Origin of the sequence: Nesterenkonia lacusekhoensis (genome assembly GCF_017876395.1) — a bacterium.
Classification (GTDB): domain Bacteria; phylum Actinomycetota; class Actinomycetes; order Actinomycetales; family Micrococcaceae; genus Nesterenkonia; species Nesterenkonia lacusekhoensis.
Window position 1 is genome coordinate 402,850 of sequence record NZ_JAGINX010000001.1, and the last position, 26,100, is coordinate 428,949.

Consider the following 26,100-nt stretch of genomic DNA (forward strand, 5'->3'; position numbering starts at 1 on the left):
CTCCAGATACTGACTATACGTGAGGTGAGGAGTCCACGCATGCGCGCAGTCCGCTACGCAGAGGCAGGAGGCCCAGAGGTCATCCGGACGGTGGACGTCGAGGACCCCGTCCCCGCCGCCGGAGAAGTGCTGATCGAGGTGGCCGCGGCAGGGCTCAACCGTGCCGATTCCATGCAGCGTATGGGCGTCTACCCGCCGCCGCAGGGCGTCACTGACATCCCGGGGCTGGAGGTCTCCGGCACAGTGGCGGCCGCCGGTGAGGGCAGTGAGGAATCAGTCCGCGACCTCATCGGGACGGATGTCGTGGCCCTGCTGGCCGGCGGCGGCTACGCGGAGAAGGTCGTCGTGGACGCCCGTCAGGTGCTTCCGGCGCCGGAAGGAGTCAGCCTCACCGACGCCGCCGGGCTGATCGAAGTCGCCGCCACCGTCCACTCCAATCTGCGTGGGGAGGCCGGGGTCACCGCAGAGGACACCGTCCTCATCCATGGCGGAACCGGAGGCATCGGCAGCTTCGCTCTGCAATATCTGCGCCACGTCGGGGCCACCACCATCACCACAGTGGGCAGCCCGCAGAAGGCGGAGCTGGCCGCGCAGCTCGGTGCCGATCATGTGATCGACTACCGCGCCGAAGATGTGCAGGACCGAGTCCGTGAGATCACCGAGGGGCGCGGCGTCGACGTGATCCTCGACGTGGTCGGGGCGAAGTACCTGGAGACCAACCTGAAGTCCCTGGCCGTGGACGGGCGGATGGTCGTCATCGGGCTGCAGGGCGGCCGGAAGGCTGAGCTGGATCTGGGCCTGATGCTGGGCAGGCGGCTGCGGATCATCGCCACCACTCTGCGCTCCCGCGACGCCGCCGCCAAGGGCGAGATCGTCCGCGGCGTCGGTGAGGAGATCTGGCCGCTGATCAGCAGCGGGGACATCGCGGTGCAGACCGGCCGGGTCTTCGGGCTGGATGAGGCGCAGCAGGCCCACGAGTACTTCGACTCCGGCGAGCACACCGGCAAGGTCCTGCTCGAGATGAGCCGGTAGACTTCCCACACTATGAAGCTGTTCACCCGACGACGCCGCGCCCGCCGGCTGGACAAGGATCTCGGCAAGGGGCTCTGGCGTCAGGCCCACGACCGGTACGTCCGTGGGCTGGACCGCTACCACCAGGTGATCGAAGGCGTGGAGGACGACGCCGTCTACAACCAGCTGGTGCTGATCGGTGATGAGCTCTCCGAACGCCTCACCGATATCTATGAGCTCTGCCGGAAGGCCCACGCTCAGCATCCGGGGGAGGGCATGCACGTTCCTGGTGCGGCCAGGCCGCTTCACGCGGCACTCTCCCGGGCGGCGAACCACCTGGCCACCGCAGCTGAGGCTGCGGCGATGGTGCGGCTGGGTAGTGCGGAGGTGACCGCTGTGCGGCGTCGTGCTGATCAGGTTCTGGCCTGTGTGAAGGATGCCGGAGGCGGCGAGTGAGGAGTGGAGCCTCCAACCGGATTTGAACCAGCCGCCCACCACACACTACAATGCCGCCACTTCCCCGCCATTACAGGGAAGTAGCGGCATCACAGCCACCCAAGGCAGAGGGTCAGTATGTCCCTCATAACCCCCTGGTGACCCCCTCAGTTTCCCCAATGGGAAACGCCGGGGAACGCTGATGTTCAGATCGAGTGATACACCCTCACTAAGTGCGGGATCACTCCCAGCTCGTGCGCGACACCTTGCACCGTCTCATGGATCTTAACAGCTGCCGCCCACTCGCACGGGCGGATTAGCCAGGTCGCGGCGAAAACGTCGGCCTCCCACTCCCAGCGCGACCACGAACACGAGTGCCCATGGAAGGCGTGCCCCGCCTCGTGAGCCAGTGCGTAGGCGTACTGCGCCGCCCCTAAGTCCGGCCTGATCCTGATTGTCTTAGACCGTGAGCACCACTCTGCCCACCGTCGCTGCGCTTCTGGTGCCTGGTGGAGCACTTTCACACCTAATGCTTCTAAGTAATCGATCAGCGTCCCCATGCCAGCAGGCTAAGTGTGACCGGTGACATGGGGCCGCGCCTTACGGGTCCTCTATGCCCGGATCATCATGGGGGGTCCCATCGTCCGGGCCTTCCGTCGCCGCGGTCTCTTCCCGCTCCCACGGCGGCGTGTGCTTGCGTGTGACGCCACGCTCTGCGCGGCGTGCCTCAAGCTCATCTTCTGCCGCACTCCCTGCGGCCCGATTCATGGCGGCGGAACCGTCTGCATGTTCCTCACCCTCTCCTGACTGATCGTGAGCGGAAGCAAGGACTCGGATCATCTCGGTCACCAGGTCTTGCTCCCGCTTCGTAAGCCTGTGCACGTCGGCAGGCGGCTCCCAGCTTCGGGTGCTGATGTCCTGCCCGTGCGTCAGCTTGTAGATAGTGGACGCAGGCACGTTGAGCGCTCCGGCTAGAGCATCGACTGTCTCCGCGCTTGGCAGGTTGTCACCGTGGACCACTCGGGTAGCGCCAGTGTGGGCGATCCCTGCGGCCTCTGACAGTCTCCGAAGAGAGCTGACGCCTGCCGCGTCCATCAGTGCCTGCCACTCGGGAGGCGTTCGTCTACGTGCCATGTCCCAACTTTCGATCAGGCTTGGAGAATGTAGCAAGCATCAGTGTAAACGCGGCGATTACAAGTGAGTTGGGGGATGCCCGGCGGTTCCCTGAAATCTCGCCAGAAAAAACTTCTTGCAATGTAATCGCATCCGTGTACACTGATGCTTGCGGCACATGCCAAAGTCCAGTAGGGTTTACATATCAGGAGGAGCCATGACGGCACCGACCATCACGAAACGAGGAGTTTTCTACGTGGAACTCATCAGCACAGACGCGCTGCGGCAGTACATGAAGTACCGCGGCTACAGCGTCAAAGGACTGGCCGACAGGATCAAAGTCAGCAAGGCAACTATCGGACACCTCCATAGCGGGGGGCGGCGCACCGTTGGGCCAGAGATCGCCAAGAGCATCGAGAAAGCACTCGATGCCCCTATCGGTTCTCTTTTTTTGCCCAAGGTGTCCACTGCCGCAAGTTCCACCTACCAGCGGGGAAGGCGCGCCGCTTAGTCAGAGCGGCACGTGCACTGACACCGCCGAATCCATTGAGGGAGACAACGAATGAACACCACAGAGGAGGACACCATGAACGATCTGATGATCACGGTTCACGAAGCACCGTTCGACCAGATCAAGACGACCACCCCGGACGGGAACGAGTTCTGGGCGGCACGCGACCTGATGCCACTGCTCGGGTACGGGGCCGACTGGCGAAACTTCCGGGAAGCTATTGATCGGGCAAAATCCACAGCGGAGAGCCAAGGCCAGCCTGTTCCGGCCCTTTTCGTTGACGCCACCGAAAAGACTGGTGGCCGTCCCCGGCAGAACTACCGGCTCACTCGGTACGCGGCTTATCTGGTTGCGATGAATGGCGACCCGCGGAAGCCGGAGGTTGCGGCGGCGCAGTCCTACTTCGCTATCCGCACCCGAGAAGCCGAAGTGCTCCAGGTCCAGCCCAACAACTTCCGGATCCCGCAGTCACTCTCAGAAGCTCTCCGACTCGCCGCCGACCAGGCAGATGAAATCGCGGAACTCTCACCCAAGGCAGAGGCGTATGACCAGTTCATCGACGGTGACGGGCTGTACAGCATCGGCGCAGTCGCCAAAATGCTGGGCCTCTCCCAGAACAAACTGTTCACCCTACTCCGGAACAGCGGCGTACTGATCAGCAAGGGCGCAATGAGGAACACCCCCTACCAGCAGTACATGCACCACTTCGCAGTGAAGGCGTACGACTACAAGCGATCCGATGGGACACGGGGAACCAGTTACACCACCCGCGTTCAGCCGTCCGGCGTGGACTTCATCCGCCGGAAGCTCGGTGTCGCCAGCAAGCAGCTGGAGGCCGCATGAGTGCCCGGAGTCTGAGTGTCACTGATGCGGCTGAGCTTCTGCACTTCAAGCCGAAGACGATTCGGGCATGGTGCGCAAAAGGCGTGTTCCCGAACGCACGCAAGTACCCAGACGACAAGCCACGTAGCGAGTGGCGCATACCAGAGACCGACATTCACGAGCTAGAAGCTCAGAGACGCGAGCGACCACCCAGCGCGCTCGACCCCAAGCGACGAGAAGCCCTGCTACTGGGCCTCTAAGAACACCCCCCCCCAAGTCCGCTGTTAGGCGGCATCCCACAAGAGGGAGAGACACATGTTGATTACCCATGCCCAAATGTCGTTCACCGAGATCCGCCGCCAGGTGCAGGCCGAGGCTCTCGCGGCGGGGGAGCGGATCAGTAACCGTAAGTCGAAGGCGCTTGCACAGGCGATCATCGACAAGACCAGCCGCGACCAGTGGCACCACAACACGGACAACTTCAAGAACTTCAACCACACAGACCCGGTTGGAGAGAAGGTTGTGCGCCGGGTCATGGCGATGTTGGCCGGATATGAGCCGGAGCCAATCGGCTGATGTTCGGGATCTTGGTTCATTGCGCGGTGTGTGACACGGACTTCTATGTGTCCGAGTGCACGGCGCGCAGGCAAGCAGCACAGTACGAGAACAAGAACAGGTGCAACAAGCACGAGGAGGAGACAGTATGAGCCAGAAACCAGCAGACCAAGTTCGCAGCATCATCAACATGTTCGAACACAACATGGAGCAGCAGAAGCTTCGCAACGAGGTGTTGAAGAAAGAGCGAGATAAGTTCAAGCGCCGTTGCGAGTCATACGAGGAGCAGGAGATGGGCGTCGCGGCCGAGTGCTGCGACAGAGAGAACTCCGTGCCCCGCGTCATCACCGCCGACAAGCTGAAGGGGGGGCAGTCAGTGGCGCTTATCGACAAGCGCGGGATGGTGTCTGGTGGCCGAGTACTTGACGCGAATGAAGCAAGTGCCGTCTTCGAGCGCCAGTACTCCACGACGATCTATACCCGCATGGACAACCTGCGCGCCCTCGTCCTGCTGGAGGATGCCCCCGCCGAGGAGCCGGAGACGGTGAAGGTGGGCGACACGATCAGCACCCTGGAGCAACTGGAGGAGTTGCCGAAGGGAACCATCCTCCGAGGGCGCTACGGTGACGCGCTCGAGCGGGGCAGTGAAGGCTGGTGGATGGTTGGAGGGCCGGGTCAGGCCTCCAGCTCACTGGCGCTCAGTCATGCTCCGCTCACTGTCCTGCACCTGCCCGAGGAGGACGCATGACCGGAACTGTTAGTAGGAACCCAAGCTTACTAACAGTTCTGGCGCGCTCTTAAAGCAAACCACCCAACCACTTACATTCAGGCCCTCACCATGTGGGGGCCTTTCTCATGCCCAAAAACAGAGGAGAGAAACATGAGAGCAGTTAGCGAGGACACCCGGCCATACGTGACAGCCCCTTGTGAAGGGACCGCGCCGGGCGGCTGGCAGTGCATGAACCTGGTCCAGGAGGACGGCGACCTGCTCGAAGAGGTCGAGGAGCATTACGGGTTCCTTCTGTGTGGTGATTGTCAGGCCGACGCGGATAACGGGAACACGCCACACGATGAGGAAGCGGCGAAGGAAGCCGCGTGGGAGTGGGCGAATAACAGATGAGCCAGACACTCAACTTCCAGAACCTACTTGGACTCTCAGCCACAGTGCTGGGAGTCCTTTTCATCGCCCTCACACAGACCAGTGAGGCAGCAATCTTCGGCATCGTGCTGCTCAGCATCGGCATCAGCGCACTACTACCCGAACCACAAAAGGAGACGACAACATGAGCGACCTACAGGACGCGCTGGCCCGGATCAAGGCACGGGTGGAGGAAATCGAGTCCACCAATGACGCCCTGGACGCTATCGGCGCAATGGAGAAGTCGCAGGCCGACGTCCCCCGTCTGGTCGCCTCCGTAGAGGCGGTGCTGAAGGAGCATCGGAAGGTGCCTCTATACGGCCACGAGGACGACTGCACCAACACCGACGAAGAGCACCGCGAAGAGCACATCCAATCCGATGACGATGCCGGGGAGTTCTACTGCCACGAACTGGTCGAGGACTGGACTTGTGGCGAATGCGCTGACATGCAGGACGCCGCCAGTTTGGCCGGACCGCCCGAATGGCCCTGCCCGACCGTCCGCACCCTTACCAGCAAGCTGACAGGAGAAGGGGAGGACGCATGACTATCACCGTGTACGAGGAGCTTGAGCAGGGAAGCGATGCGTGGTTGCAGGCGCGTGCTGGCATCATCACCGCGAGCACTGTCGGCAAGCTGCTCAGTGGGAAAACCTACGCGCCAGCGGACAATGACACCAGCCGCACGCTCATTCGGAGCCTGGTCACTGAGCGGATCACGGGCAGGCCGGAGGAGACGAGCCAGTCATACGACATGCTACGCGGCTCCTTGTCTGAGCCGCACGCCCGAGAAGAATACGAGAAGCACCACACACCGGTGGATGAGGTCGGGTTCATCACCCGCGACTTCGGAGACTTCACCCTCGGCTACTCACCCGATGGCATGGTGAGCGAGGAAGGACTCATTGAAATCAAGAGCCCGAAGCCGCACCACCACCTGCGCACCCTCACCGAAGACCGCGTTCCCGGCATCTACCTGCCCCAGCTCCACCAGGGCCTGATGGTGAGCGATAGGGAATGGATCGACTACATCAGCTACAGCCCCGGCCTGCCCCTGTACGTGACGCGGGTAGAGCGGTCGCTCGTGTGGGACCGGGCAATCCTGCAAGCGGCTGAGCGGGCAGAGCAGCAGGCACGGGAGCTGATGGCCGCATACAACGCAGCCGCCAGCAAGCACCCGGCTACTGAATGGCGGGACGTATTTGAAGAGGAGGAGATCTTGCTGTGATGGACATTTCGAACACGATTGAGGCGAAGAGCGACCAGCAGAACGCTGTGGATTATGTTTCAGGGCCGCGAGTTGTGACTATCTCGGAGGTCCGCAAGGGTAACGCGGATCAGCCAGTGGAGCTTCACCTGGTGGAGCATCCGGGTAAGCCCTACAAGCCGTCTAAGAGCATGCGTCGCGTGCTCGTGAAGGTGTGGGACAAGGACGCATCCGTGTATGTGGGGCGTCGTCTGGAGCTGTATAACGAGCCGTCTGTGAAGTGGGCGGGTCAGCCGGTGGGTGGGATCAGGATCAGCCGCGCTAGTGATATTGACGCGCCGGTGAAGATCCCGTTGCAGGTGGCGAAGGGGAAGATCGAGCACGTCACCGTCCACCCGCTTCCTGACGCGCCCACGTCCCCCACGGGCCCGGCGATGATCAGTCGTGGGCAGTGGGAGCAGATCACCACAGCGGCGGCTAATAGCGGGATCACCGAGCCGCTGGAGTGGGCCGCTGGGTTCCTGTCACGAGAACTTGACGGACCCCAGCAGATCACCGCAGACGAAGCAACACAACTCATGAACAGCTTAGAGGAGAGAACAGCATGAGCGAGCCGACCAAGTACAGGAAGCGCCCCGTCACCATCGAGGCCATGCAATACAAGACACCCCAGGTCGCTGGCGACATTGCCGACTGGATCGAGGAGAACGGCGGAGAAGTAAGCCTGGATTTGCTCACCGACGTGCTTTCCATTGAGACCTTGGAAGGCTCCATGCTCGCGAGGCCTGGCGACTACATCATTCGCGGGGTCCAGGGGGAGTTCTACCCGTGCAAGCCTGACATTTTCGAGGCCACTTACGAGAGGGCGGATGATGCGTGACGTTTGGGAGCACATCGGCCTTGCCCTGTTGCGCACGTCGCAACCGGAGCAGGTGGCCGCGTACCTGACCGCCGTCGAAAGGACGTGGGCCGCATGACCTGCGACTACGGGCAGCTGGAGCCAGACGGCTGCGACAGGCCCGCGACCCACTGGGTCCACTGGGGATCGCCCCTTACCCCGAACCGCCTGTGCGAGGAGCACACCGAGCCGATCTATGAGGACCAGAAAGATCCGCTCATCGGCCCATACATCCAGATCCGACCGCTAAAGGAGACCGAGTGACCCAGCCAATCGTGACCGTGTACAGCCGACCAGCGTGTGTGCAGTGCAACGCCACATACATGGCGCTGGATAAGGCAGGGGTCGAGTACGAGGTCATCAACCTAGCCACCGACTCAGAATCACTCGAGCTAGTACGCACTGAGATGGGCTACATGCAGGCACCCGTCGTCATTGCCGAATACGCGGACGGCACAGCAGAACACTGGTCAGGATTCCGACCAGACAAGATCGCTGAGCACATCACCAGCCACACCACACAGGAGAAGTAAGCATGAGCAGCATCACCGTCATCGGCAACATCGGCAGCGCAGAGCTGAAGTTCACACAGTCCGGGAAAGCCGCACTGAACCTCAGCCTCGCAGAGAACCATCGCCGGAAGAACCAGCAGACCGACGAATGGGAAGACGCCGGCACCTCTTGGTATCGCGCCACCCTGTGGGAAGAGCAGGCCGAGCTTGCCGCCGATCAGCTCCAGAAGGGCACCCGCGTCATCGTCACCGGGACACCGGTCACCCGCACTTACACCACCCAGCAGGGAGAGGAGCGGGAGTCACGGGAAATCCTGGTGAACGCTATCGGCCCGGCTATCCCCAAGAGGAAGCCGCAGGCTCAGCAGGGCGGCGGGTTCGGCGGGGGTCAGGCTCAGCAGCCTGCCGCGGACCCGTGGGGGCAGCAGAACAACGCCGCAGACCCCTGGGGAGGACAGCCCTCTACCGGTGGCGGCTGGGACACGCCCAACACCGGACAGCCAGCATTCTGAAATGGATCATCACCGGTGCGCACATAGCACACCACGCAACGCACAAACAGCACACACACCAAGCCCCACGCCGATAAGGCTGGGGCTTTTCTCATGCCCCCGGTAAGGCACACGTCTTACCGGGGGCACCCTTTGAGAGGAGACCACCACGTGAGAATCCTGAACCTATACGCCGGGGTAGGCGGGAACCGGAGACTCTGGCCCGGCCACCACCAAGTAACCGCCGTCGAATACGACCCGACCATCGCAGCCGCATACGCCGACCTCTACCCAGACGATGAGGTCATCACCGGCGACGCACACGAATACCTGCTGCACCACCACGACGAATTTGATTTCATCTGGTCATCACCGCCCTGCCAGACCCACTCCCGGATGCGCTACCACCTGGGATCGGCCAAGGGGTTCGAGCCGAAGTACCCGGACATGAGCCTGTACGAGGAAATTGTGCTCCTTCGCGCCAAGAGGCAGGAGAGGCCTTGGGTGATCGAGAACGTCCTGCCCTGGTACGAGCCGCTGATCCCCGCCCGACAGCTGAACCGCCACCTGTACTGGTCCAACTTCGAGCTGTCCGACGCGCCGAAGCAGGTGGAGAAACTGAGGAAGGCACAGATTCCAGACCTTCAAGAGCTCCACGGGATCGACCTGAGCAAGTACCGGATACCGAACAAAAGACAGGTGCTCCGCAACATGGTCCCCCCGTGCGTGGGGCTGAGCATCCTCAACGACGCAGAGAACCACATGAGCAGCCTCGCCACGGCGGGTCTTTCCTAGTTAAGGAGACACCATGACACGACCATCCGACCCCTGCAAATCGTCCTGCTGCAAGACCCCCTTCGGCGTATGTGCGACTAAGGGCGCGTGCGATCACCACCGGGCCGCCCAATGGGACCAAGAGCTGTACGACCTCACACAATCCGGCCAACAAGACACACACCGCTACAACCACCAAGTAGCACAGACACGCCGGTAACGAAAGAGACACCCATTGGCTCGAACACCCATCACCCCATACACGCCCTGCCACAACTGCGAACGCCCCATGCGACCAGCACGCGCACCCGAAACCACCTACCCCGGCACAGCAGTACACGACGGCCGCGGATACTGCCGATCCTGCCGCACCGCCAAGAACCGTGACGGCACGTGGAGCCTGCTACCCGAACTGGAAGAGCACATGATGACGCCCATGACCTACCCGGCCCTGCACGACCCAGACCCCGAGGTACGCAAAATGTCCGCCGACCTCAAAGCACTCATCGACAACAGGCGCAGACGCGGAATCCCCACCAAGGGCATCGGCACATGAACACATTCCAATGCGGATACTGCATCACCCGAATGCCCGACAAGTGCATGCGAACCATGACCGTGTACGGCGAAACCTACCAATGCAGAGGAGCCAACAAGTGAACATCAAAGCCGACCTGAAGCCATCCCGACGATACGACAAAGCCGCCAACGCAATCAGCACACTCCCACCAGAAGTGCAGGAAGACGTGCGAGAGGTCATCCTCAGCGACGACTACACGCACGCCGATGTGGCCGACTGGCTCACCCGGCACACACGCGACAACACCGGCGACACCATCAACGGGAAACAGGTCGCAGACTACGCCCGAAAGCTCAAAAGGGGAGAAGCATGAACATCAAAGACGACCTTCTGAAGACCACACAGGCGTCTGTCCGCAGGCAGGCTGAGGCACGTATCCCAAAGACGTGGAGAGCCGGGGAGCGGCACAACGACGACGGCACCACCGACGTAACCAGCCGCCCGTATGAGGGCAGCTATGAGGCGTCTGAGGCCGCACTTCTGGAGGACCACGGCTACGACCCTGACACCCACATGATTGTCGGCGGGTGGCGTCATTCAGCGTGGACCGCGCACAAGCCGAAGGAATACCGGCAGAACACCGGCGGCAACGACGACCAGGACGCCTACACGTTCACCGCGAAGGCGTACAAGTTCAAGGTGACCAAGCGGCCCGAAGGTAGCACCGCCAGCGAGGTCGCTGCCCTGGTCTCCTCAATGGACGCATGGACGCCAGCACCAGCACAGGGCACCACAGGGCCGGGCGCGTTCATCCTCGCCATCGGAGACACCCAGATCGGGAAACTCGAATCACCGGTAGACGAGCTGGGGGAGCTGTTCACCCGCCATGTGGACCAGGCCCTCGCTGAGTACCTTGCCGCACCGGATCGGCCCGGACACGTGCATATTGCCTGGCTCGGGGACTGCATCGAAGGGCAGGAATCACAGGGCGGCAAGAACAGGTGGCGGACCAACCTCACCATGACCGAACAAGTCCGCGTGCTCCAGCGCTTCATGATCTACGCGATCAAAGCATTCTCTGCACAATGCGACCGGCTCACCGTCATCTCAGTGCCCGGCAACCACGATGAAGCAGCACACCGCGACCTGTCCACCCGCTCCGATGACTCATGGGCAGTGCAGGCGCTCGTATCAGTAGAGGACGCCCTCACACTGTCCGACAACCCCGCGCTAGAGAAAGTCGAGTGCTACGTGCCTGGAGCCGACCAGCACGGCGTAACCATGAACATCGGCGGCTGCACCATCGCCCACGTGCACGGCCACCAGTTCCGACCACGCAAAGAATATGAGTGGTGGCAGGGCCAAGCATTCGGAGGGCAGGACGAAGGGCAAGCAGACGTGCTACTGCACGGGCACCAGCACCACTACCAGGTGGAAGAACAGGGCCACCGGACACGGATCTGCACCCCAGCAATGGAGAAAGAATCCGTCTGGTGGAAACACGCCACCGGCACACCAGGAAACCCAGGCTCACTCATCATCCACATCACCGACGGACGACCATCAACCATCAAACGACTCAACTAGAGAGGAGGACTAATGCCTTGGTTCAAGGTAGATGACAAGTTCCACAGTCACCCGAAAGTAATGGAGCTAACCCCTAGTGCGGTCGGGTTGTGGACTCTCGCCGGTGCTTGGTGCGCTGACTACCTCACAGATGGGTTCATCAGGACGGGGCAGATTCGTCGTCTCGGGGGCACGGAGGAGGAGTCTCAGCAGCTTGTAGAGGCTGGTCTCTGGGAGCCGGTGGAGGGTGGTTGGCAGTTTCGTGACTGGCACGAGTACCAGCCCACGGCGGATTCAGTGAAGCAGGGTCGGGATGACAAGTCGCGTGGCGGCAAGCTCTCGGCGCACAACCGGTGGCACGTGGGCAAGGGTAAATCGGTGGCGGATTGCGAGTACTGCGATAGCTCCACCCATAACACCACTTATAAGACCTCTTATAGCTCACCTATAAGTGACCGATGGGATGGGGTATGGGATAGCGATGCTCCCGTACCCGAACCCGTGCCAGAAGTACCTAAAGGTACTTCTTCCCCCAAACCCCCACGCGGCAAGAAACCAGCCACCACCATCCCCGACGACTGGCTGCCCACCGACGCGCACAAGGCGAAAGCGCACGAGAGAGGAGTGAACCTCGAACAGCAGGCAGAAGCATTCAGGCTCCACGCTGAGACACACGACCGCCGCTGCGTGAACTGGAACTCAGCTTTCAGCATGTGGCTCACCAAAGCCCGACCAGACACCGGCCCGAAGCAATACCAGAACGCGGCTGAGAAGAAGGTGGAGGTCGCTAAGCACTGGCTCTCACAGCCCACCAGCCAAGCCCCCGTCGACCCGTGGGCGATCACACCCAACACCTGGAAGGAGATAGAAGAGTGACACTAGAAGAAGACCGGTTGACCCCAGAAGGAGCGAAGGCTGCAGTCGTCTACCTGTCCAACGTAGACGGGCGCGTGACCATCTCGAAAGAAATCACCGCCCTGCCCGAGACATGGCACCAGGGCCTCAAGGACTACACCTACGACCAAGTCACCTGGGGCATCCGTGAATACTACGGACGCCTAGCACCCGACAGCCCACCAGTGCTGACCCCTGCCGAGTGCCGCCGCATTCTCATCAAGCACAAGACGATGATCGAGACGAAGCAGCGCCAGCTAGAGCCTCCGACCAGGAAGGGGACGGCACCACCGACGCACATCAAAGAGAAGCTAGACCGAATCCTGAAACGACCATGACCCGCCCAACAGTGGCGGGTCTTCCTAGTTAAGGAGAAACACCATGAGCACCCTCGAACAGCTTGAAGCCGAAGCCGCAGAGCTGTACCCATACCCGACCGAGATTGACCACCTCTGCCGACAAGTACACGTCCGCGCCCGAACCGTGAGCATCGTGCAGGTAGAACAGGCGGCGGCATATGACTACAACCGCCACGGGCAGGACTGTCCGACCCCGTGGGAAGACGCACCGGATTATCTGCGGTCCAGATACCGCGCCTATGCCCGCGAGCAGTTCCGTGCGGCTGGTTTCTACGTGGAGGGGGAAGCATGAACACGAAGCAGAAGCGCGCCATGCTCGCCGCCATCGAGGAGTTGAATGAGGCCGCATACCAAGCAGGCCAATCACTCAACACGGACGACGCCTACGACAAGCACCTAGACCAGCACTACGCGCTCGGCGTCGTACACGGCATCATCCGGACCATCGAGGAGGAAGCATCGTGACGTGCATTGAGCAGCTGAAGAGTATCCGCGCCTCGCTTTCCGACACGTCTCGCGCCGCGTACGAGCTAGACAAGGCCATAGCCGCCCTCACAGCCGAACAAGGCCAGGGTGGGACAACCACACACGAACGCCCCACGAGGCCCGCAGAAGAGCACACAGCCCCCGTAGACGACGCAAACAACTGGGAGGAATAGGCCATGCCGTTGACCCCCGAGGAGCGGCGCAACGACATAGCCGCGTTGAGAGCACTAGACCCACGCAAATGGGCCGACACCATACGACACCACCAGCAAGAACTCAGGAAGGAGCAGGAGCAGAAATGAGCCGGACCACGGAACAGCAACTCGAAGCAGCACGGAAGCGACTCGCACAAGCAGAAGCCGCATGGGACCGCACCGGACCAGCCACACGAGACCCCGGCGCACTATCCGGCATCAAGGGATACAACGACACCCAAGCGCGCGTCACACACAACATCCGCAAAGCAAGCAACGCGGCGCGTGAAGCAATCGACGCGCAACGGGAAGTGGAGGCCCTAGAAGCCAAGCTATCCGCGCAGGAACGCAACCAGCGGATACGAGACACCGCCGTCACCGAAACACCCATCGAAGACCTCCATCCCGGCGACATCATCCGCTACGAGAAATACGGCAGCCCACGCAACCTCGGCCGCGTCATACGCAACAACCAGAAGACCATCACCATCGACGCGCCACCCGGATACGACAAACCAAAAATCAACAAGAACCACATCATCGCCACCCACCGACCACAGGAGCAGAAATGAGCATCGGGCCGAACAAGACCTGCACCCACTGCGGCCGCCACGGATTCATGGGAGCCAGCATCAACGGCAAACCCTACTGCCACGACGACGACCGGTCATGCTACGTGCTCGTCAGCCAGACCAGCCGCATGACCCCCGAAGAGCGCGACACATACATCAACGGCGACACCGTAGACCGGCTGAACACGTCCATCCGCGTCTTCTACCGACACGTAGGCGAAGCACTCGACCGGTACGAGCAGGAACGCGGACTGACCGCAGAAGTGCCCCCAGCGGAGGAACTGCCGCCTATGGACGACTGGGACCACTTTGCCGCCAGCCAACTCAACGACAAGGAGCAGAAATGAGCGACGACACCCGCACATTAGCGGAGAAGCTAAAAGAGGAACTAGCCGCCATGCTGGCCGAGCGTGGCATCACCGAAGACCAACGGCACCAAGAGAACCTTGACCGCGAAATCCAGCGAGTCAAAAACGACCAGGAGCGACCAGCCGAGGAACGCATCAACGATTTCGAGACAGAGCGCCACGGCAATCTCGACAGCGCGCTACTGAAACACCTTTCCGCAATCATCCGTGAATTCACACAAAACGGCATCACCGTCATCAGCGAAGAAGAAGAGCAGCTGGCCGATGACTTCGAGCAGGCAGAGCTCGATTACGTGCGCATGTTCGACGTCCACGGCATCGTGACCGACGACGAGAAGGCCGCGATTGAAGCCCGACGCATCGAGCTATTCGCCCGGCTAGGAAAAATGCTGCCAGGAATCTGGGTCTAGAAGGAGCACCCCATGAGCGACGACACCACGGAAGCACTCAACAGGATCGCGGACGCACTCGAACTACAAGCACTAGTAGCCGCACGAGACAGCGGCAACGCAGAAACCATTATGGAAAACGACACAGTCCTGATCGGCGATGAAGGAACAAAGAGCCGGTGGATGTACTACACCCACCGCATCGACCAGCTCAGCGGCTACAAGGAGGACAAATGAGTACCAGCTACATCCTTGCCCTGGGAGTTATCTACGCCTTCAGCGCGATTCAGTACCTCCTCGTCGTCCGCCTGGACCGAGAAGTGCAGGAGATGGAGCGCCACCACCAGCAGGCAATGGGCGAGCTGATCCAAGCCAAAGTCCACCTTGCCAAGGCGACCATCCAAATGAAGAAAGGGGAAGGCGCATGACCTACCCGAAGCCAGAAAATAGCGCTCTTCCCATGCCCAAGCGCGGGAACCTCGACCACTTCGCAGGAGACGCCTGGGAAGCAGCAGAAGCCAGTGTGCCCCAGGGCGACTGGGAAGCCATGTTCGAACGCGCCGCACAGCTCGAATACTTCTACATCGGCGCACTCTGGGCACGCACCTACATCAAGGAACAGGAGGACGAATGACTCTCATCGATATCTTCATATGGACTATCGGCATCGCGGTCTTCCTGACCATCACAGCCGGACCCCTGGCTGTTCTCTTGGTGTCCGCACACTGCTTCGCGGTGCGCAACATCGGGGAGGGTGTGATCAGCCTGGTGCTCGGACTACTCCTTTCTTTCGCATACATCATAGGGCTGGCCGAGTTCTCCGAAGCCACAGGGATCGGCCCCGAATGGATCAAGAAACCCGAATGGGTGGAGGGCGAATGACCATGATCGAAATCGTCATCCCTGGTAAGCCTATCGGCAAAGGTCGGCCACGGTTCACCCGCTCAGGTCGCACCTACACACCCCAAGACACGCGCGACCATGAAGCGCTCATCGCCTGGCACGCCAAAGCAGCAATGAACCGGCGCGAACCACTCGACGGGCCGGTAGAAGCACGGTTCCTATTCGTGCTCCCCGACCGACGCAGAAGAGACATCGACAACCTCATCAAACTCGCCGCCGACGCACTCAACGGCATCGCCTACCACGACGACACACAGATTCACCGAATCGAGGCGACCAAACACGTCACCAGCGAACCGCACACAGAAATCATCATCACACCCATGTGACACCCGCTGTGACCACACACCGAGCACCCCACGGAGGGTGCTTTTTTAATACCCAAAAGGAGGATGAAGTGAGCGCACCGTTCTGGCTAGGAATGCTGACAATGCTTGCACTACAAGTGACCCTCGTAGTCCTGATTATCCTGCTCAACTGGGCAACTCAGAGGGTCGCCTATCAATGCGGAGACTGCGGTTTCAAAACGCAAGGATTCGGATTCCACGAGCGACTCGTAACGCCGAAGTGGAAGGCCAAGCTGCAGCTTCAATGGCATCAACTGACAGCCCACAGGAGGATGAAGTGAGTGGACACGTGAAGCCCCGAACCTGCTGTGAGACCCACTCAGACAACTGCCGATTCGGGCGAATGCACGACTGGTCAGGACCGTTCCTGCTAGATCAAGGCAGGCCCGTAAACGGACAGATCTGGTCTCATGACGAAGACCTACACTGCGCCACTTGCGGAGGCGTCTGCACGGCAGGCAGGGAGGACGCCGACGATGAGTGACCCGTCCACCCCAGCCCCTGGAAGCGCCACACAAGCGCACAGGGGCACTTCTATACCCAAAAGGAGAAACAATGACAACACGTGAACAGCGACGCCAGTGCATCAACAACCACCGCGACGAAATCAACCAGGAATATGGGCCCCTCGCAGTCCTCGTCTTCGCGAACTTCTTCTTCACTCTCGTCGCACTCATCGCCTGGGGATTCGGCGCACCCAACATGCACTGGGCCACTCTCGTCCTCGCCGCACTCACCGCATACCTGTTCTACACCTTCAAGAAACGAGTGCGCGAATACGCAGACCAGCGAATCCAGGAAGGCGACCAGTGAGCAGCATCCTCGCCGCACTCGCACTCGTAGCAGCACTATGGGCCATCGCCACACTCACACCAGAGGAGAACAAATGAACCCAGAACCAGGGATCTGCACCGTCAACACCTGCGACACCCCAACGCAGGAATACCTCTGCCACCACTGCACCAACGAACTACAAGAAGCCTGGAACCAAATCCCACCACTCATCCCGGTCCTCGAAGACATCAGCCGAGGACAAGACACCGCATTCAGCCTCCCCAACGCCGAGAAACGAGGCGGCAGCACCACCGGCAGCAAGCCACCCATGAACCTGTCCGCCTACCAGCTCGCCCTCAACCTCTCACAAGCACTCATCTTCACCCCGCAGGAATACGCACAACACCAAGACGCATGGCGATCACACACCCAAATCCTCCAATGGGTCCACGACGCCGACCTCATGGTCAACGGCGAAACCGAGGCAGGGAACAGTGAGGAATACAACAAGCTGCGAGTCAAAGCGGTAGGACTCGAAACAGAGAAGAAGCCCCAAGAGATCGTTGATTACCTCCAAGACCACGCAGGAATCACCGACCTAACCGCCGACGCAATCCGGCAATGGAAGACACGAGGCAACATCACCGCCTACACCATCAAAGAAATTTGGCTCCACTACGACAAGAAACGAAAACCTGTGGTATAGTTGTGACATCCGGGCGATACAGTCGTATCCAACTCCGGTTCTAGCTGGCCACCGTCCCACGAGGACTGGTGGTCTTTTTTATGCGCGCTGTCGTGGTGGTCAGCTGTGCTTGTTCTCTCCTCTCGCGTGTGCCCCAGACGGCGACTCATCTAGTCTCCTGGGGCACACGCCCCCAACCTTCTGACTGCGCACGGCGCGCGCCCAGCAAACATAAGAACCGCTGGGAAGTGCACCGGGTTCGACTCCCGGCAGAAGGGCTGCAACTTAGGATGGTTGCACCCATAACTGAATAAATCAGCCTCGCCCGTTGACGCCCCGGCTATCACGGGGACAGTGCGCCCATGTCGCACGCGCCGACGAGCAGGCTGCGGCAAGGTCACCCTATCGGTGCGCTAAGCCGCGTTAAAACACCCGCGCAGGCCACAACACCAACGACCGCGGGTCACTCCTCCCAGGGCGTCACGTTGGGCGGTGCTGCCACCGCACCCCTTAAGTGGGTCCAACGCCACTGCCTGGGAATTATGGTAAGGCCGGGCACAGTCACCCCAGGGGAGACGAGGATGCCGTCTTAGGCCAACCCTAGTTCGCCGTGGTCCCTGCTGGGATTCGCGGCGCATATATCGGCAGGGTGAAGGCGTGTCAGAGCGGACAAATGAGCGACACGGGTCGCGCCGTGATTGCACCCAGTGCCACTGGGTCGCGGGTTCGAATCCCGCCGCCGCTCGCCCTGCCGAGCGCTTGACTGGAATCGCGCCCGACAAGATGACAGCTCATCTTCCCAGCCGCCCAAGAAGCGACGGGATAGGCAACGCGAGTCCACCAGACGTGGTGCCGGGTTCAACTCCCGGAAGCGTGCTATGGCCCGTCCGCTTCTCCAGGCTGAGACGCGGGCGGGTTCTCAATGGGCATTCGTCTAGTGGTAAGACAGCGGCTTCCAAACCCGCCAACTGGGGTTCGATTCCTCAATGCTCAGCCAAGCGCAGGGAAGTCCCAGTGGCGCATAACCCGCACGCCGATGAACGTGCGGTGCGCTTGCACGGTAGCCAAAGCCTGACGAGGCAAGCCCGGATCATGACCGGGAAGCGCACGACGCCAACACCCCGGAGCCGTCCCTGTAACGCTCAGGCGTCGATCAAACGGCCGGGGTTACGCGGTGCCTTAGCTCATCAGGTAGAGCGGCTGAGTGAAGATCATCAGGCGCGTGGTTCAAGTCCACGAGGCACCACAATGACCGGGCTGGCCTCTCCAAGTGAAGCTCAAATAGCGTCAGGGCCAGCGAGTGCACCGCCACCCTGTTAGCCGGTCCCTTCTTCTGAACAAGGGAGACGCCCATGCACGTATGCGACGCGCGAGGATGAGCGAAAAGGGGGGCGCACAATGAGCGGCCAGCACCAAACCTACTGCGGGGCACCTGTTTGCTGCGGAGGCACCGTCTACCCAGAGTGCCAGCACTACTACGAGGGCGAAGACCCAGGCCAAGACACGGGCACCCATAAAGGCCCCACCCAATAGGGGCAACACCACCACCCCCTAACCCGGAGCCAAACCCGCATGACCGCACGCGTATGCAGCACACCAGGCTGCCCCAACCTGCTACCCAAAGACGGGGGCAACCAGGGGAAGGCAGGCCGGTGCCCAACATGCAGGGCCAAAGCGGACAGGGACCGGCGACCGGACGGCAACCCATACAGCACCACAGGACACAAGCAGTTCCGTGAAGCGGTCCTAGCCAAAGACCCTGTATGCGTCCTATGCCGAGCCACCAGGGCTACCGTAGCCGACCACTATCCCACCGAGCGCCGAGACCTAGTAGACCAAGGACTCAACCCGAACGATCCAACGTTCGGTCGTGGACTTTGCGTTACTTGTCACAACAGCAAGACAGCAAGAACATTCGGCTTCGGTGGCTCACACTACAAAATGCGAGCAAACCCCGAGCAAATTTCGTGAGCAAAAAATAGGGCCGCAAAATTTGCGAGCCCAAACAAAACGGCGGGGGATACCCCCTGTTTGCGATAGCAACCCTAGCCGCCGGGTAGGGATCTCTATGGTCCGGAGGGTTCAAACATTTTGCGGCTTGCCGTTTGCAAACGCCGATTCAGCGCCGAAAGGGTGATTTTGTGGCTTCTGGTGGTGCGCGTAATAGGTCTGGTCCTGCTGCTGATCCGTCGTCGGGTCGCTCTGAGGGTAGGGGCTTGAGCTTTGACAGGTTGCCTTCTGAGGGGCGCGTTGGTGCGCCTCCGACTGGTTGGCCGTTGTCTGATCCGCAGGTGTATATCGAGACGATGAGCAATGGGAAGCCTGTTAAGGAGCTTGATCCTGTTGCTTCGGAGGAGCGTAAAGAGGCGGAGTTGTCCCTGTGGGAGCAGGTTTGGACGTATCCGCAGGCGGTTGCGTGGGAGCGGGAGCCGTGGCGGTGGAACATCGTGGCGATGTGGTGTCGCACGTTCCTTACTGCGTCTGGTCCGGAGGCTAAGGCGGCGGATAAGACGGCCTTGCACCGGTTTGGTGATCAGTTGGGGTTGACTCCTGCTGGGTTGAAAGAGAATGGCTGGCAGATTGTGCGCGATGAGGTTTCGCCGCGCCGTGAGGATTCTGAGGAGGTGCCCACGGCTAAGCGTCAGCGACGACTTAGGGCGGTGGGCGATTGAATCAGAACACTGATGTTGGGGTTGTGAACTTTCCGACTTTGGGCGATCTGTTGGACGCCTGGTATGAACAGCATTGCACGATCCCGGATAGCTTGGGTCGCCGGATTAGGTTTCAGCAGTCGGATTGGCAGTTCTGGTGTACGGCGAATCATTACCGTGTCAAAGAGGACGCTGTGTGGAATCCTGATCAGCCGCTTCTGGCTCAGGCGTTCACTTATCGTCGGTCTTTGATTGTTGCGCCTCAGAAGACTGGTAAGGGTCCGTGGTCTGCTGCTATTACTGCGGGTGAGGCTGTTGGGCCGACGCTGTTTGCTGGGTGGGCTCGAGCTGGTGACGTGTACCGGTGCGAGGACAACGGTTGCTCGTGTGGCTGGTATTTCGAGTATGAGCCTGGTGAGCCGATGGGCAGGCGTCGTCCTGGGCCGCTGATTCAGCTCCTAGCTTCGTCTGAAGGCCAGGCGGGGAACGTGTACGGGCCGTTGTCCACCATTGTGATGGATGGGCCGTTGTCGGATCTTATGGCGATCCGTGAGGGTTTTATCCGCGTACTAGATGGTGATGGCGGTCCTAAGTCGGACCGGATCGATGTTGTGTCGTCGTCTGCTAAGTCTCGTCTTGGTCAGCCGATTACTTTCGCGGTGCAGGATGAGGTTGGCCTGTATACGAAGCGGAACAAGCTGACTGAGGTTGCGAATACTCAGCGTCGTGGTCTTGCTGGTATGGGTGGCCGGTCGATTGCGACTACTAACGCGTGGGACCCGTCGATGGAGTCTTATGCGCAGGAGACGTTTGAGTCTCCGGCGAAGGATATTTTCAAGTTTTACCGGACTCCGCCTGCTGATCTGAGCTATCACGTGAAGAGTGAGCGCCGGAAGATCCATAAGCATGTCTATGCGGGGTCTCCGTGGGTGAATCTGGGTGATATTGAGGCTGAGGCGGCTGAGATGATCCGGACTGATCCAACTGAGGCTGAGCGTTTCTTTGGGAATCGCGTGGTGTATGGGTCTGGTTCGTGGTTGCATGATTCTGATTTTGAGGGTTTGACGGTTGATCAGGATTTGCCGCCGGACGGTACTGCGGTTGCTGGCGGTTTTGACGGCTCCATGAATGATGACTGGACGGCTATTAAGCTCGAGACGCGGGAAGGGCTGCTGTTCACTCCTCTGTATGGGCCTGATCAGCGCCCGGCGTACTGGAATCCGTCTGAGTGGAACGGTGAAATTCCGCGGGGCGAGGTAGAAGCGGCGTGGGAAGAGATTTCCCGGCGCTATGAGCTTGTGCGCGTCTACTGCGATCCGGGTTTCCATGATGAGCGGTCTTGGGAGTCGGATATCGAGCAGTGGGACCAGGATTATGGGCCTGACGTGTTTGTTCCGTGGCCTACTAACCAGGTTATGCGCATGTTTGGCGCGTTGACTCGGTTCCATGCGGATATTCAGAAGCGTCAGATTGAGCTTGATGGGTGTTTGCCGACCCGGTTGCATCTGAAGAATTGCAAGAAGTTGGCTAAGCCTGGTGACCGGTACATTCTGGGGAAGCCTGCGAATAATCAGAAGATTGATATTGCGGTGACTTCGGTGCTTGCTCATGAGGCTGCGGCTGATGCTCGTGCGGCTGGTTGGCCGGAGCCTAAACAAGAGTACGTGTTTTTCTGATTGGAGGCGGTGTTGTGCTGTCGTTTGCTGGTGCCGCTGCTGAGGCTGACGAGCTTTATGAGAAGTTGCGTAAGCGCCGCCCTCTGATTGATCAGTATGACCGGTATTACGAGGGTGAGCAGCCGCTTAAGTATGCTTCTAAGGAGTGGGCGAAGTTCCACCAGGAGCGTTATAAGGGGTTTGCTGACAACTGGTGCAGCGTTGTTATTGATGCGCTGAATGAGCGTTTGCAGGTTCGCGGCTTCCAGGTGGGCTCTGAGCTCACTACGGAGTCACGCACCTTGTGGGATGACTGGAAGCGTAATGAGATGGATGCGCAGTCGTCTCAGGGTTTCTTGCAGACTATTGGCTCGTCTCGGTCGTTTGTCCTGGTGTGGGGCGATGATGAGGGGCTTCCGGTTTATTCGTGGGAGCATCCGGGGCAGGCTTATGTTGAGTATGAGCCTGAGGTTACTCGGCGTCGTCGTTCGGCTATTAAGGCTTGGAAAGAGGATGACCGTGAGTGCGTGACGCTGTTTACGCGTGATTATGTGTATAAGCTCGAGCGGCCGTCTTCGGAGCCGCGTGGCCAGCGCGAAGGCTACTCAGGTGTTTCCGCTATTGGCGGCTGGTCTGAGCGTTCTGATGCTGATTGGGTGATTCCTAACCCGATTGGTGAGGTTCCGATGGTGGAGGTTCCTAAGCGTCCTCGCCTGAATCGTGGGCCTATCTCGGATATTTCGGGGACTATGGCCATGCAGGACGCTACTAACCTGCTTTGGGCTTACCTGTTCTCTGCCGCGGATCATGCGTCGATGCCTGCTCGTGTGGTGATGGGCCAGGAACCGCCGAAGATGCCTATCTTCGATAATTCTGGTAAGCAGATTGGTGAGCGTGCTGTTGATAATGATGATCTTCAGCAGAAGCGTCTTCTATGGCTGACTGGCAAGGATGCGTCGATTGGTCAGTGGGATTCCGCGAAGCTGGACGTGTTCACTGACATTATCAATGAGAACATTAACCACATTGCGGCGCAGACCAGGACGCCTGCCCATTACTTCATTGCGAATAAGGGCATGAGTAACATTAACGGTGAGACTCTGAAGGCTACTGAGACGCCTCTTGTGAAGAAGGGTGATGAGTTTCAGCTGTATTCGTCGCCTGCTCTTGCTGAGGTTTTCCGTCTGGGCTCTAAGGTTCGCGGCTGGGATGGTTTTGCCGACAAGATTTCTTCTGATTCGATCATTTGGGCGGATAAAGAGATCAGGTCTGAGTCTCAGCGGGCTGATTCTTTGATCAAGAAGAAACAGATGGGCTATCCGATGAAGTGGCTGCTCTTGCAGGATGGCAATACTCCTGAAGAGGCTGAAGAGATTATGAACATGATCAAGGACGAGCAGGCATCTGATCCGCTGTTTGCTGCTACTGAGGCTGTGCGCCAGGGGGTTCCTGATGAGTCTGGCGGGGTTAGCTGATCAGCATTTCAACGCGCGCCGGTTGTTGACTGCTACTACTGGTGCCCGGTTGTCTCGGTTGTGGTCTCGCAGTGTTGATCCGGATGACATTTTCCGGTCTTGGCGTGCGACGATCCCTGAGGCTGTTGAGGTTGTTGCTGAGGGCCAGGAGCGCGCGGCGTCGGATGGCCAGAACTACATGGATGCGGCGCTTATGCAAGCTGGCATGGGTCCGGCTGGCGTGGCGGTGAATCCGGTTGGGTTTTCTGGGTTCACGTATCCGACTCGCAACGCTCCTCCGCGCCCGCTTGAGGAGTCGTTAGAATTTCCGGCTTTCACGGCTCTTGACGGTCGGCGGCGTGGTGCGTCGTCGTCTCGGTCGATGGCTTCGGGTCTTGATTCTTTGGTGACTATTGGTGGGTCGTCTGTTGCTGATGCTGGGCGTGCGGCTGATGGTGCTATCGCGGCTGCGGATCAGCGCATTACGGGCTATGTGCGGCAGGTGGAGGCTAACGCGTGCTCCAGGTGCATAATCCTTGCTGGTCGCCGTTATCGGAGTTCTGAGGGCTTTTCTCGGCACCCTAATTGCTTGTGTGAGCATGTGCCGATTATTTCGGGGCAGGGTTCGCCGCCGATCCAGGATAGCTATGAGCTTTTCAATGACCTGTCTGAGGCGGATCAAGACCGGATCTTCACGAAGGATGGCGCTCAGGCGATCCGTGATGGTGCGGATATTTACCAGGTGGTGAATGCGCGCCGGGGCATGTCCACGACGGCTGGCGGATCGCTGATCACAGAGTCTGGCGCTGGGCACCGGCGCGGCAGGGCTCGAGGCTACGCGCAGCGGCAGATGGACCGTCATGGCATTTCTGGTCCTCGCATGATGCCGGAAGAGATCTACAAGCGCGCTAACGGTAATCAGCGTCTGATTCGTGAGCAGCTTGAGCGGTACGGGTACATAGTTCCTGATGCGCGCCGGTCTGGGGTTGAGGGCGACCCGGACCCGCAGTATCGCCGCGATTCGGACGGCGGGATCAACCCGCAATTGTCGGGCTGGTATGGGGCTGCCGCCTCCCGCCCGTCTTATGGAATGAATGACTACTTATAGTCCCGAAAGGGGAACGAAAATGCCTGAAGAGAATAGTGTGCCCGTTGAGCAGGAGAACGCCGAAGTTGGAGGAGCGCTGGCATCTCCAGGCGGCGAACGCTCGCCCGCGGAAGGCGGCACTGAGCAGGAACAGTCTGAGCCTGATTTCCGTGAGAAGTATGAGGCTCAGCGGAAGGTGAACCGCGATCTTGAGAAGAAACTCAAGGGCGAGGCGGGCACACTGAAGCAGGAGAATGAGGAGCTTCGGGCGAAGCTGGAGGGCCGTGAGGAAGAGTTTAAGCAGACTCAGGCTCAGCGTGAAGCTGAGGCGGCGGCTCTCGAGAAGGCTAACAAACGCATCCTTGATGCTGAGGTTCGTGCGGCGGCTAAGGGTGAGCTGAATGATCCCGGTGACGCGCTCCTCTATATTGATTTGTCTTCCTTTGAGGTCGGGGAGGACGGTGCCGTTGATTCTGAGGCAATCGCGGCGGCTATTAGCGACCTTACAGAGCAGAAGCCCTACCTAGCCGCGCAAGGTGGCAAGAAATTTCAGGGCGGCGCTGACGGTGGCCCACGTGGTGAGTCTCGTCCGGCGCAGCTTCACCAGTCGGATTTGGCTGGAATGTCATCTACAGAAATTAATCGTGCGCGCGCTGAGGGTCGGCTTGATGACCTCCTCGGCCGCTAACTCTTAGGAGGTCTCATGTCTGTTGAGAACTTTGTCCCTGAAATTTGGAGCGCTGCACTTCTTCAGTCGCTGCGTGATCGTCTTGTGTATGGTCAGGATGGTGTGATCAATCGCCAGTATGAGGGCGAGATTGCTAACGCTGGTGACACTGTGCACATTACTCAGTTCGCTGACCCTGATGTTCGTTCTTACACGAAGAACGGTTCTATTGATTGGGATCTGCTGGAGTCTTCTCAGCAGACTATGGTTGTGGACCAGGCGAACTACTTTGCTTTCAGCGTTGATGACATTGATCGTCGCCAGGCGCTGAGCGGGTTCGTCGAGGAGTCCACTACTGGCGCGTCTTACAACCTGGCTGCTGAGGCTGACGCTTACCTCGCTGGCCTGATGTCTGACGCTATCACTGGTGACAATGAGCTGCCTGATGACGGTGTTCTGACTGCTGCTGACGCGTATGCGTACCTGGTGCGGCTGCGCACTCGTCTGACTCGCTCTAACGCTCCGGATGAGGGCCGTTGGGTGATCGTGCCGCCGGAGTTCTACGCGCTGCTGCTTCAGGATGACCGTTTCATTCGTGCGGATGCTGCTGGCACTACTGAGGGTCTGCGTAATGGTTCTGTGGGTCGCGCTGCTGGCTTCGACGTGATCGAAGCTAACCGGGTGCCTGAAGTTGATGGCGGCTACCGGGTCATCGCTGGTCACGGTATCGCTACTACCTTCGCTGAGCAGATCACTCAGACCGAGGCTATGCGGCTTCAGAACACTTTCGCTGATGGTGTTCGCGGCCTTCACTTGTATGGCGCGAAGGTTATTCGTGGGGACAAGCTTGCTGGCGGCACTGTGCAGGTTGATCCGGATGGTGATGAAGGCGGCGCTGAGGGAAACTGACCTACCCCGACTCTGAGGTTTACCCAGGAGCCGGGGTTTTCCCCGCTATTGAGAGTGAGTGATTTTTGATGGCTTATGTGCCTTATACATGGGCGGATGGTGAAGAGGGTGGCACTCCGATTACTGCGGAGCGTCTGAACAGCCTTGAGCAGGG

At 59.8% G+C, this 26,100-nt stretch carries 40 protein-coding genes, 2 tRNA genes and 1 pseudogene; 42 read left to right on the plus strand and 1 reads right to left on the minus strand.

Annotation, left to right across the window (positions count from 1 at the left end; translation table 11 throughout):
- The first annotated feature begins 39 nt into the window (after positions 1-39).
- Both JOF45_RS01900 and JOF45_RS01905 read left to right on the plus strand, forming a co-directional pair.
- Complete coding sequence (locus JOF45_RS01900; protein ID WP_210047531.1) at positions 40-1,032, plus strand: NAD(P)H-quinone oxidoreductase; 993 nt, start codon at positions 40-42, stop codon at positions 1,030-1,032.
- 12 nt (positions 1,033-1,044) lie between these two features.
- A complete protein-coding gene (locus JOF45_RS01905) occupies positions 1,045-1,467 on the plus strand; it encodes a hypothetical protein (protein ID WP_210047532.1) in 423 nt (140 codons plus the stop codon).
- A 185-nt stretch (positions 1,468-1,652) separates the two neighbouring features.
- Here the strand turns inward: JOF45_RS01905 and JOF45_RS13695 are convergent, their stop codons facing one another.
- Positions 1,653-2,006 (minus strand): ImmA/IrrE family metallo-endopeptidase, encoded by a 354-nt coding sequence (locus JOF45_RS13695; RefSeq protein ID WP_210047533.1) that lies wholly within the window; start codon positions 2,004-2,006, stop codon positions 1,653-1,655.
- Positions 2,007-2,776: 770 nt separating this feature from the next.
- On the opposite strand from JOF45_RS13695, the gene JOF45_RS01915 reads away from it, so the two are divergent.
- The 40 genes and pseudogenes from JOF45_RS01915 to JOF45_RS02105 all read left to right on the plus strand — a co-directional run bounded on the left by JOF45_RS01915 (position 2,777) and on the right by JOF45_RS02105 (position 25,946).
- Positions 2,777-3,070: a helix-turn-helix transcriptional regulator gene (locus tag JOF45_RS01915; RefSeq protein ID WP_210047534.1), complete on the plus strand. Its 294-nt coding sequence runs from the start codon at positions 2,777-2,779 to the stop codon at positions 3,068-3,070.
- 51 nt (positions 3,071-3,121) lie between these two features.
- Entirely contained in the window at positions 3,122-3,913 is a 792-nt protein-coding gene (locus JOF45_RS01920; RefSeq protein ID WP_210047535.1) for a phage antirepressor KilAC domain-containing protein, read from the plus strand.
- A complete protein-coding gene (locus JOF45_RS13700) occupies positions 3,910-4,152 on the plus strand; it encodes a helix-turn-helix domain-containing protein (RefSeq protein ID WP_210047536.1) in 243 nt (80 codons plus the stop codon). The genes JOF45_RS01920 and JOF45_RS13700 overlap by 4 nt, the downstream gene beginning before the upstream one ends.
- A gap of 55 nt (positions 4,153-4,207) precedes the next feature.
- Entirely contained in the window at positions 4,208-4,468 is a 261-nt protein-coding gene (locus tag JOF45_RS01930; protein ID WP_210047537.1) for a hypothetical protein, read from the plus strand.
- Positions 4,469-4,595: 127 nt separating this feature from the next.
- Positions 4,596-5,195 carry a hypothetical protein gene (locus tag JOF45_RS01935; protein WP_210047538.1) on the plus strand — a complete coding sequence of 200 codons (600 nt, stop codon included), beginning with the start codon at positions 4,596-4,598 and terminating at the stop codon, positions 5,193-5,195.
- A 132-nt stretch (positions 5,196-5,327) separates the two neighbouring features.
- A complete protein-coding gene (locus JOF45_RS01940; RefSeq protein WP_210047539.1) occupies positions 5,328-5,567 on the plus strand; it encodes a hypothetical protein in 240 nt (79 codons plus the stop codon).
- Positions 5,564-5,734: a hypothetical protein gene (locus tag JOF45_RS01945; protein WP_210047540.1), complete on the plus strand. Its 171-nt coding sequence runs from the start codon at positions 5,564-5,566 to the stop codon at positions 5,732-5,734. The genes JOF45_RS01940 and JOF45_RS01945 overlap by 4 nt, the downstream gene beginning before the upstream one ends.
- Positions 5,731-6,132, plus strand: a complete 402-nt coding sequence (locus tag JOF45_RS01950) for a hypothetical protein (RefSeq protein ID WP_210047541.1) — start codon at positions 5,731-5,733, stop codon at positions 6,130-6,132. Before JOF45_RS01945 ends, JOF45_RS01950 begins: the two co-directional genes overlap by 4 nt.
- The gene (locus tag JOF45_RS01955; RefSeq protein ID WP_210047542.1) at positions 6,129-6,812 is read left to right on the plus strand and encodes a lambda exonuclease family protein; all 684 of its coding nucleotides are present in this window, start codon (positions 6,129-6,131) and stop codon (positions 6,810-6,812) included. Before JOF45_RS01950 ends, JOF45_RS01955 begins: the two co-directional genes overlap by 4 nt.
- The gene (locus tag JOF45_RS01960) at positions 6,812-7,399 is read left to right on the plus strand and encodes a hypothetical protein (protein ID WP_210047543.1); all 588 of its coding nucleotides are present in this window, start codon (positions 6,812-6,814) and stop codon (positions 7,397-7,399) included. Before JOF45_RS01955 ends, JOF45_RS01960 begins: the two co-directional genes overlap by 1 nt.
- Positions 7,396-7,671 carry a hypothetical protein gene (locus JOF45_RS01965; protein ID WP_210047544.1) on the plus strand — a complete coding sequence of 92 codons (276 nt, stop codon included), beginning with the start codon at positions 7,396-7,398 and terminating at the stop codon, positions 7,669-7,671. The genes JOF45_RS01960 and JOF45_RS01965 overlap by 4 nt, the downstream gene beginning before the upstream one ends.
- Positions 7,672-7,949: 278 nt before the next feature.
- Positions 7,950-8,222, plus strand: coding sequence for a glutaredoxin-like protein NrdH (gene nrdH, locus JOF45_RS01970; protein WP_342591366.1), 273 nt, complete (start codon positions 7,950-7,952; stop codon positions 8,220-8,222).
- A 2-nt stretch (positions 8,223-8,224) separates the two neighbouring features.
- Positions 8,225-8,713, plus strand: coding sequence for a single-stranded DNA-binding protein (locus tag JOF45_RS01975; protein ID WP_210047545.1), 489 nt, complete (start codon positions 8,225-8,227; stop codon positions 8,711-8,713).
- 150 nt (positions 8,714-8,863) lie between these two features.
- Entirely contained in the window at positions 8,864-9,487 is a 624-nt protein-coding gene (locus JOF45_RS01980; protein WP_210047546.1) for a DNA cytosine methyltransferase, read from the plus strand.
- A gap of 403 nt (positions 9,488-9,890) precedes the next feature.
- Positions 9,891-10,022 carry a hypothetical protein gene (locus tag JOF45_RS13465; protein ID WP_281069668.1) on the plus strand — a complete coding sequence of 44 codons (132 nt, stop codon included), beginning with the start codon at positions 9,891-9,893 and terminating at the stop codon, positions 10,020-10,022.
- Positions 10,023-10,122: 100 nt separating this feature from the next.
- On the plus strand, positions 10,123-10,359 hold the full coding sequence (locus tag JOF45_RS01985; protein ID WP_210047547.1) for a hypothetical protein: 237 nt from the start codon (positions 10,123-10,125) through the stop codon (positions 10,357-10,359).
- The gene (locus JOF45_RS01990) at positions 10,356-11,573 is read left to right on the plus strand and encodes a metallophosphoesterase (RefSeq protein WP_210047548.1); all 1,218 of its coding nucleotides are present in this window, start codon (positions 10,356-10,358) and stop codon (positions 11,571-11,573) included. The genes JOF45_RS01985 and JOF45_RS01990 overlap by 4 nt, the downstream gene beginning before the upstream one ends.
- 12 nt (positions 11,574-11,585) lie before the next feature.
- The gene (locus JOF45_RS01995) at positions 11,586-12,428 is read left to right on the plus strand and encodes a hypothetical protein (RefSeq protein WP_210047549.1); all 843 of its coding nucleotides are present in this window, start codon (positions 11,586-11,588) and stop codon (positions 12,426-12,428) included.
- A complete protein-coding gene (locus JOF45_RS02000; protein WP_210047550.1) occupies positions 12,425-12,784 on the plus strand; it encodes a hypothetical protein in 360 nt (119 codons plus the stop codon). The genes JOF45_RS01995 and JOF45_RS02000 overlap by 4 nt, the downstream gene beginning before the upstream one ends.
- A gap of 43 nt (positions 12,785-12,827) precedes the next feature.
- Positions 12,828-13,097: a hypothetical protein gene (locus JOF45_RS02005; protein WP_210047551.1), complete on the plus strand. Its 270-nt coding sequence runs from the start codon at positions 12,828-12,830 to the stop codon at positions 13,095-13,097.
- On the plus strand, positions 13,094-13,270 hold the full coding sequence (locus tag JOF45_RS02010) for a hypothetical protein (protein WP_210047552.1): 177 nt from the start codon (positions 13,094-13,096) through the stop codon (positions 13,268-13,270). The genes JOF45_RS02005 and JOF45_RS02010 overlap by 4 nt, the downstream gene beginning before the upstream one ends.
- Before the next feature lie 319 nt (positions 13,271-13,589).
- Positions 13,590-14,057 carry a hypothetical protein gene (locus JOF45_RS02015; RefSeq protein WP_210047553.1) on the plus strand — a complete coding sequence of 156 codons (468 nt, stop codon included), beginning with the start codon at positions 13,590-13,592 and terminating at the stop codon, positions 14,055-14,057.
- On the plus strand, positions 14,054-14,404 hold the full coding sequence (locus tag JOF45_RS02020; protein WP_210047554.1) for a hypothetical protein: 351 nt from the start codon (positions 14,054-14,056) through the stop codon (positions 14,402-14,404). Before JOF45_RS02015 ends, JOF45_RS02020 begins: the two co-directional genes overlap by 4 nt.
- On the plus strand, positions 14,401-14,835 hold the full coding sequence (locus JOF45_RS02025; RefSeq protein WP_210047555.1) for a hypothetical protein: 435 nt from the start codon (positions 14,401-14,403) through the stop codon (positions 14,833-14,835). Before JOF45_RS02020 ends, JOF45_RS02025 begins: the two co-directional genes overlap by 4 nt.
- A gap of 12 nt (positions 14,836-14,847) precedes the next feature.
- Complete coding sequence (locus JOF45_RS02030; protein WP_210047556.1) at positions 14,848-15,051, plus strand: hypothetical protein; 204 nt, start codon at positions 14,848-14,850, stop codon at positions 15,049-15,051.
- Positions 15,048-15,242, plus strand: a complete 195-nt coding sequence (locus JOF45_RS02035; RefSeq protein WP_210047557.1) for a hypothetical protein — start codon at positions 15,048-15,050, stop codon at positions 15,240-15,242. Before JOF45_RS02030 ends, JOF45_RS02035 begins: the two co-directional genes overlap by 4 nt.
- Before the next feature lie 32 nt (positions 15,243-15,274).
- Positions 15,275-15,448, plus strand: coding sequence for a hypothetical protein (locus JOF45_RS02040; protein ID WP_210047558.1), 174 nt, complete (start codon positions 15,275-15,277; stop codon positions 15,446-15,448).
- Entirely contained in the window at positions 15,445-15,696 is a 252-nt protein-coding gene (locus tag JOF45_RS02045; RefSeq protein WP_210047559.1) for a hypothetical protein, read from the plus strand. The genes JOF45_RS02040 and JOF45_RS02045 overlap by 4 nt, the downstream gene beginning before the upstream one ends.
- Entirely contained in the window at positions 15,693-16,046 is a 354-nt protein-coding gene (locus JOF45_RS02050; protein ID WP_210047560.1) for a RusA family crossover junction endodeoxyribonuclease, read from the plus strand. Before JOF45_RS02045 ends, JOF45_RS02050 begins: the two co-directional genes overlap by 4 nt.
- A 573-nt stretch (positions 16,047-16,619) precedes the next feature.
- Positions 16,620-16,877 (plus strand): hypothetical protein, encoded by a 258-nt coding sequence (locus JOF45_RS02055; RefSeq protein ID WP_210047561.1) that lies wholly within the window; start codon positions 16,620-16,622, stop codon positions 16,875-16,877.
- 73 nt (positions 16,878-16,950) lie between these two features.
- A complete protein-coding gene (locus JOF45_RS02060; protein ID WP_210047562.1) occupies positions 16,951-17,544 on the plus strand; it encodes a hypothetical protein in 594 nt (197 codons plus the stop codon).
- 626 nt (positions 17,545-18,170) lie between these two features.
- A pseudogene (locus tag JOF45_RS02065) lies at positions 18,171-18,269 on the plus strand.
- A 177-nt stretch (positions 18,270-18,446) separates the two neighbouring features.
- A tRNA-Trp gene (locus JOF45_RS02070) sits at positions 18,447-18,520 on the plus strand.
- 176 nt (positions 18,521-18,696) lie between these two features.
- Positions 18,697-18,769: transfer RNA gene (locus tag JOF45_RS02075), tRNA-Phe, on the plus strand.
- A 1,030-nt stretch (positions 18,770-19,799) separates the two neighbouring features.
- On the plus strand, positions 19,800-20,195 hold the full coding sequence (locus JOF45_RS02080; protein ID WP_210047563.1) for a hypothetical protein: 396 nt from the start codon (positions 19,800-19,802) through the stop codon (positions 20,193-20,195).
- Entirely contained in the window at positions 20,192-21,850 is a 1,659-nt protein-coding gene (locus JOF45_RS02085) for a condensation domain-containing protein (protein WP_210047564.1), read from the plus strand. The genes JOF45_RS02080 and JOF45_RS02085 overlap by 4 nt, the downstream gene beginning before the upstream one ends.
- A gap of 14 nt (positions 21,851-21,864) precedes the next feature.
- Entirely contained in the window at positions 21,865-23,304 is a 1,440-nt protein-coding gene (locus JOF45_RS02090; RefSeq protein WP_210047565.1) for a phage portal protein, read from the plus strand.
- A 580-nt stretch (positions 23,305-23,884) separates the two neighbouring features.
- On the plus strand, positions 23,885-24,391 hold the full coding sequence (locus JOF45_RS02095; protein ID WP_210047566.1) for a hypothetical protein: 507 nt from the start codon (positions 23,885-23,887) through the stop codon (positions 24,389-24,391).
- Positions 24,392-24,410: 19 nt separating this feature from the next.
- A complete protein-coding gene (locus tag JOF45_RS02100) occupies positions 24,411-25,058 on the plus strand; it encodes a phage scaffolding protein (RefSeq protein WP_210047567.1) in 648 nt (215 codons plus the stop codon).
- A gap of 15 nt (positions 25,059-25,073) precedes the next feature.
- Positions 25,074-25,946 carry a major capsid protein gene (locus JOF45_RS02105; protein WP_210047568.1) on the plus strand — a complete coding sequence of 291 codons (873 nt, stop codon included), beginning with the start codon at positions 25,074-25,076 and terminating at the stop codon, positions 25,944-25,946.
- Positions 25,947-26,100: the final 154 nt, after the last annotated feature.

Coding starts and splice junctions, on each gene's coding strand:
- JOF45_RS01995 (WP_210047549.1), top strand. CDS start 11,586: ATGCCTTGGTTCAAGGTAGATGACAAGTTCCACAGTCACCCGAAAGTA.
- JOF45_RS02020 (WP_210047554.1), top strand. CDS start 14,054: ATGAGCATCGGGCCGAACAAGACCTGCACCCACTGCGGCCGCCACGGA.
- JOF45_RS13465 (WP_281069668.1), top strand. CDS start 9,891: ATGATGACGCCCATGACCTACCCGGCCCTGCACGACCCAGACCCCGAG.
- JOF45_RS01945 (WP_210047540.1), top strand. CDS start 5,564: ATGAGCCAGACACTCAACTTCCAGAACCTACTTGGACTCTCAGCCACA.
- JOF45_RS13695 (WP_210047533.1), bottom strand. CDS start 2,006: ATGGGGACGCTGATCGATTACTTAGAAGCATTAGGTGTGAAAGTGCTC.
- JOF45_RS02035 (WP_210047557.1), top strand. CDS start 15,048: ATGAGTACCAGCTACATCCTTGCCCTGGGAGTTATCTACGCCTTCAGC.
- JOF45_RS01955 (WP_210047542.1), top strand. CDS start 6,129: ATGACTATCACCGTGTACGAGGAGCTTGAGCAGGGAAGCGATGCGTGG.
- JOF45_RS01960 (WP_210047543.1), top strand. CDS start 6,812: ATGGACATTTCGAACACGATTGAGGCGAAGAGCGACCAGCAGAACGCT.
- JOF45_RS02100 (WP_210047567.1), top strand. CDS start 24,411: ATGCCTGAAGAGAATAGTGTGCCCGTTGAGCAGGAGAACGCCGAAGTT.
- JOF45_RS02060 (WP_210047562.1), top strand. CDS start 16,951: ATGAACCCAGAACCAGGGATCTGCACCGTCAACACCTGCGACACCCCA.
- JOF45_RS01930 (WP_210047537.1), top strand. CDS start 4,208: ATGTTGATTACCCATGCCCAAATGTCGTTCACCGAGATCCGCCGCCAG.
- JOF45_RS02030 (WP_210047556.1), top strand. CDS start 14,848: ATGAGCGACGACACCACGGAAGCACTCAACAGGATCGCGGACGCACTC.
- JOF45_RS02010 (WP_210047552.1), top strand. CDS start 13,094: ATGAACACGAAGCAGAAGCGCGCCATGCTCGCCGCCATCGAGGAGTTG.
- JOF45_RS01935 (WP_210047538.1), top strand. CDS start 4,596: ATGAGCCAGAAACCAGCAGACCAAGTTCGCAGCATCATCAACATGTTC.
- JOF45_RS01915 (WP_210047534.1), top strand. CDS start 2,777: ATGACGGCACCGACCATCACGAAACGAGGAGTTTTCTACGTGGAACTC.
- JOF45_RS02005 (WP_210047551.1), top strand. CDS start 12,828: ATGAGCACCCTCGAACAGCTTGAAGCCGAAGCCGCAGAGCTGTACCCA.
- JOF45_RS02050 (WP_210047560.1), top strand. CDS start 15,693: ATGACCATGATCGAAATCGTCATCCCTGGTAAGCCTATCGGCAAAGGT.
- JOF45_RS13700 (WP_210047536.1), top strand. CDS start 3,910: ATGAGTGCCCGGAGTCTGAGTGTCACTGATGCGGCTGAGCTTCTGCAC.
- JOF45_RS02025 (WP_210047555.1), top strand. CDS start 14,401: ATGAGCGACGACACCCGCACATTAGCGGAGAAGCTAAAAGAGGAACTA.
- JOF45_RS01990 (WP_210047548.1), top strand. CDS start 10,356: ATGAACATCAAAGACGACCTTCTGAAGACCACACAGGCGTCTGTCCGC.
- JOF45_RS01900 (WP_210047531.1), top strand. CDS start 40: ATGCGCGCAGTCCGCTACGCAGAGGCAGGAGGCCCAGAGGTCATCCGG.
- JOF45_RS01965 (WP_210047544.1), top strand. CDS start 7,396: ATGAGCGAGCCGACCAAGTACAGGAAGCGCCCCGTCACCATCGAGGCC.
- JOF45_RS02055 (WP_210047561.1), top strand. CDS start 16,620: ATGACAACACGTGAACAGCGACGCCAGTGCATCAACAACCACCGCGAC.
- JOF45_RS02040 (WP_210047558.1), top strand. CDS start 15,275: ATGCCCAAGCGCGGGAACCTCGACCACTTCGCAGGAGACGCCTGGGAA.
- JOF45_RS02045 (WP_210047559.1), top strand. CDS start 15,445: ATGACTCTCATCGATATCTTCATATGGACTATCGGCATCGCGGTCTTC.
- JOF45_RS01975 (WP_210047545.1), top strand. CDS start 8,225: ATGAGCAGCATCACCGTCATCGGCAACATCGGCAGCGCAGAGCTGAAG.
- JOF45_RS02105 (WP_210047568.1), top strand. CDS start 25,074: ATGTCTGTTGAGAACTTTGTCCCTGAAATTTGGAGCGCTGCACTTCTT.
- JOF45_RS01905 (WP_210047532.1), top strand. CDS start 1,045: ATGAAGCTGTTCACCCGACGACGCCGCGCCCGCCGGCTGGACAAGGAT.
- JOF45_RS01920 (WP_210047535.1), top strand. CDS start 3,122: ATGAACACCACAGAGGAGGACACCATGAACGATCTGATGATCACGGTT.
- JOF45_RS02015 (WP_210047553.1), top strand. CDS start 13,590: ATGAGCCGGACCACGGAACAGCAACTCGAAGCAGCACGGAAGCGACTC.
- JOF45_RS01950 (WP_210047541.1), top strand. CDS start 5,731: ATGAGCGACCTACAGGACGCGCTGGCCCGGATCAAGGCACGGGTGGAG.
- JOF45_RS01940 (WP_210047539.1), top strand. CDS start 5,328: ATGAGAGCAGTTAGCGAGGACACCCGGCCATACGTGACAGCCCCTTGT.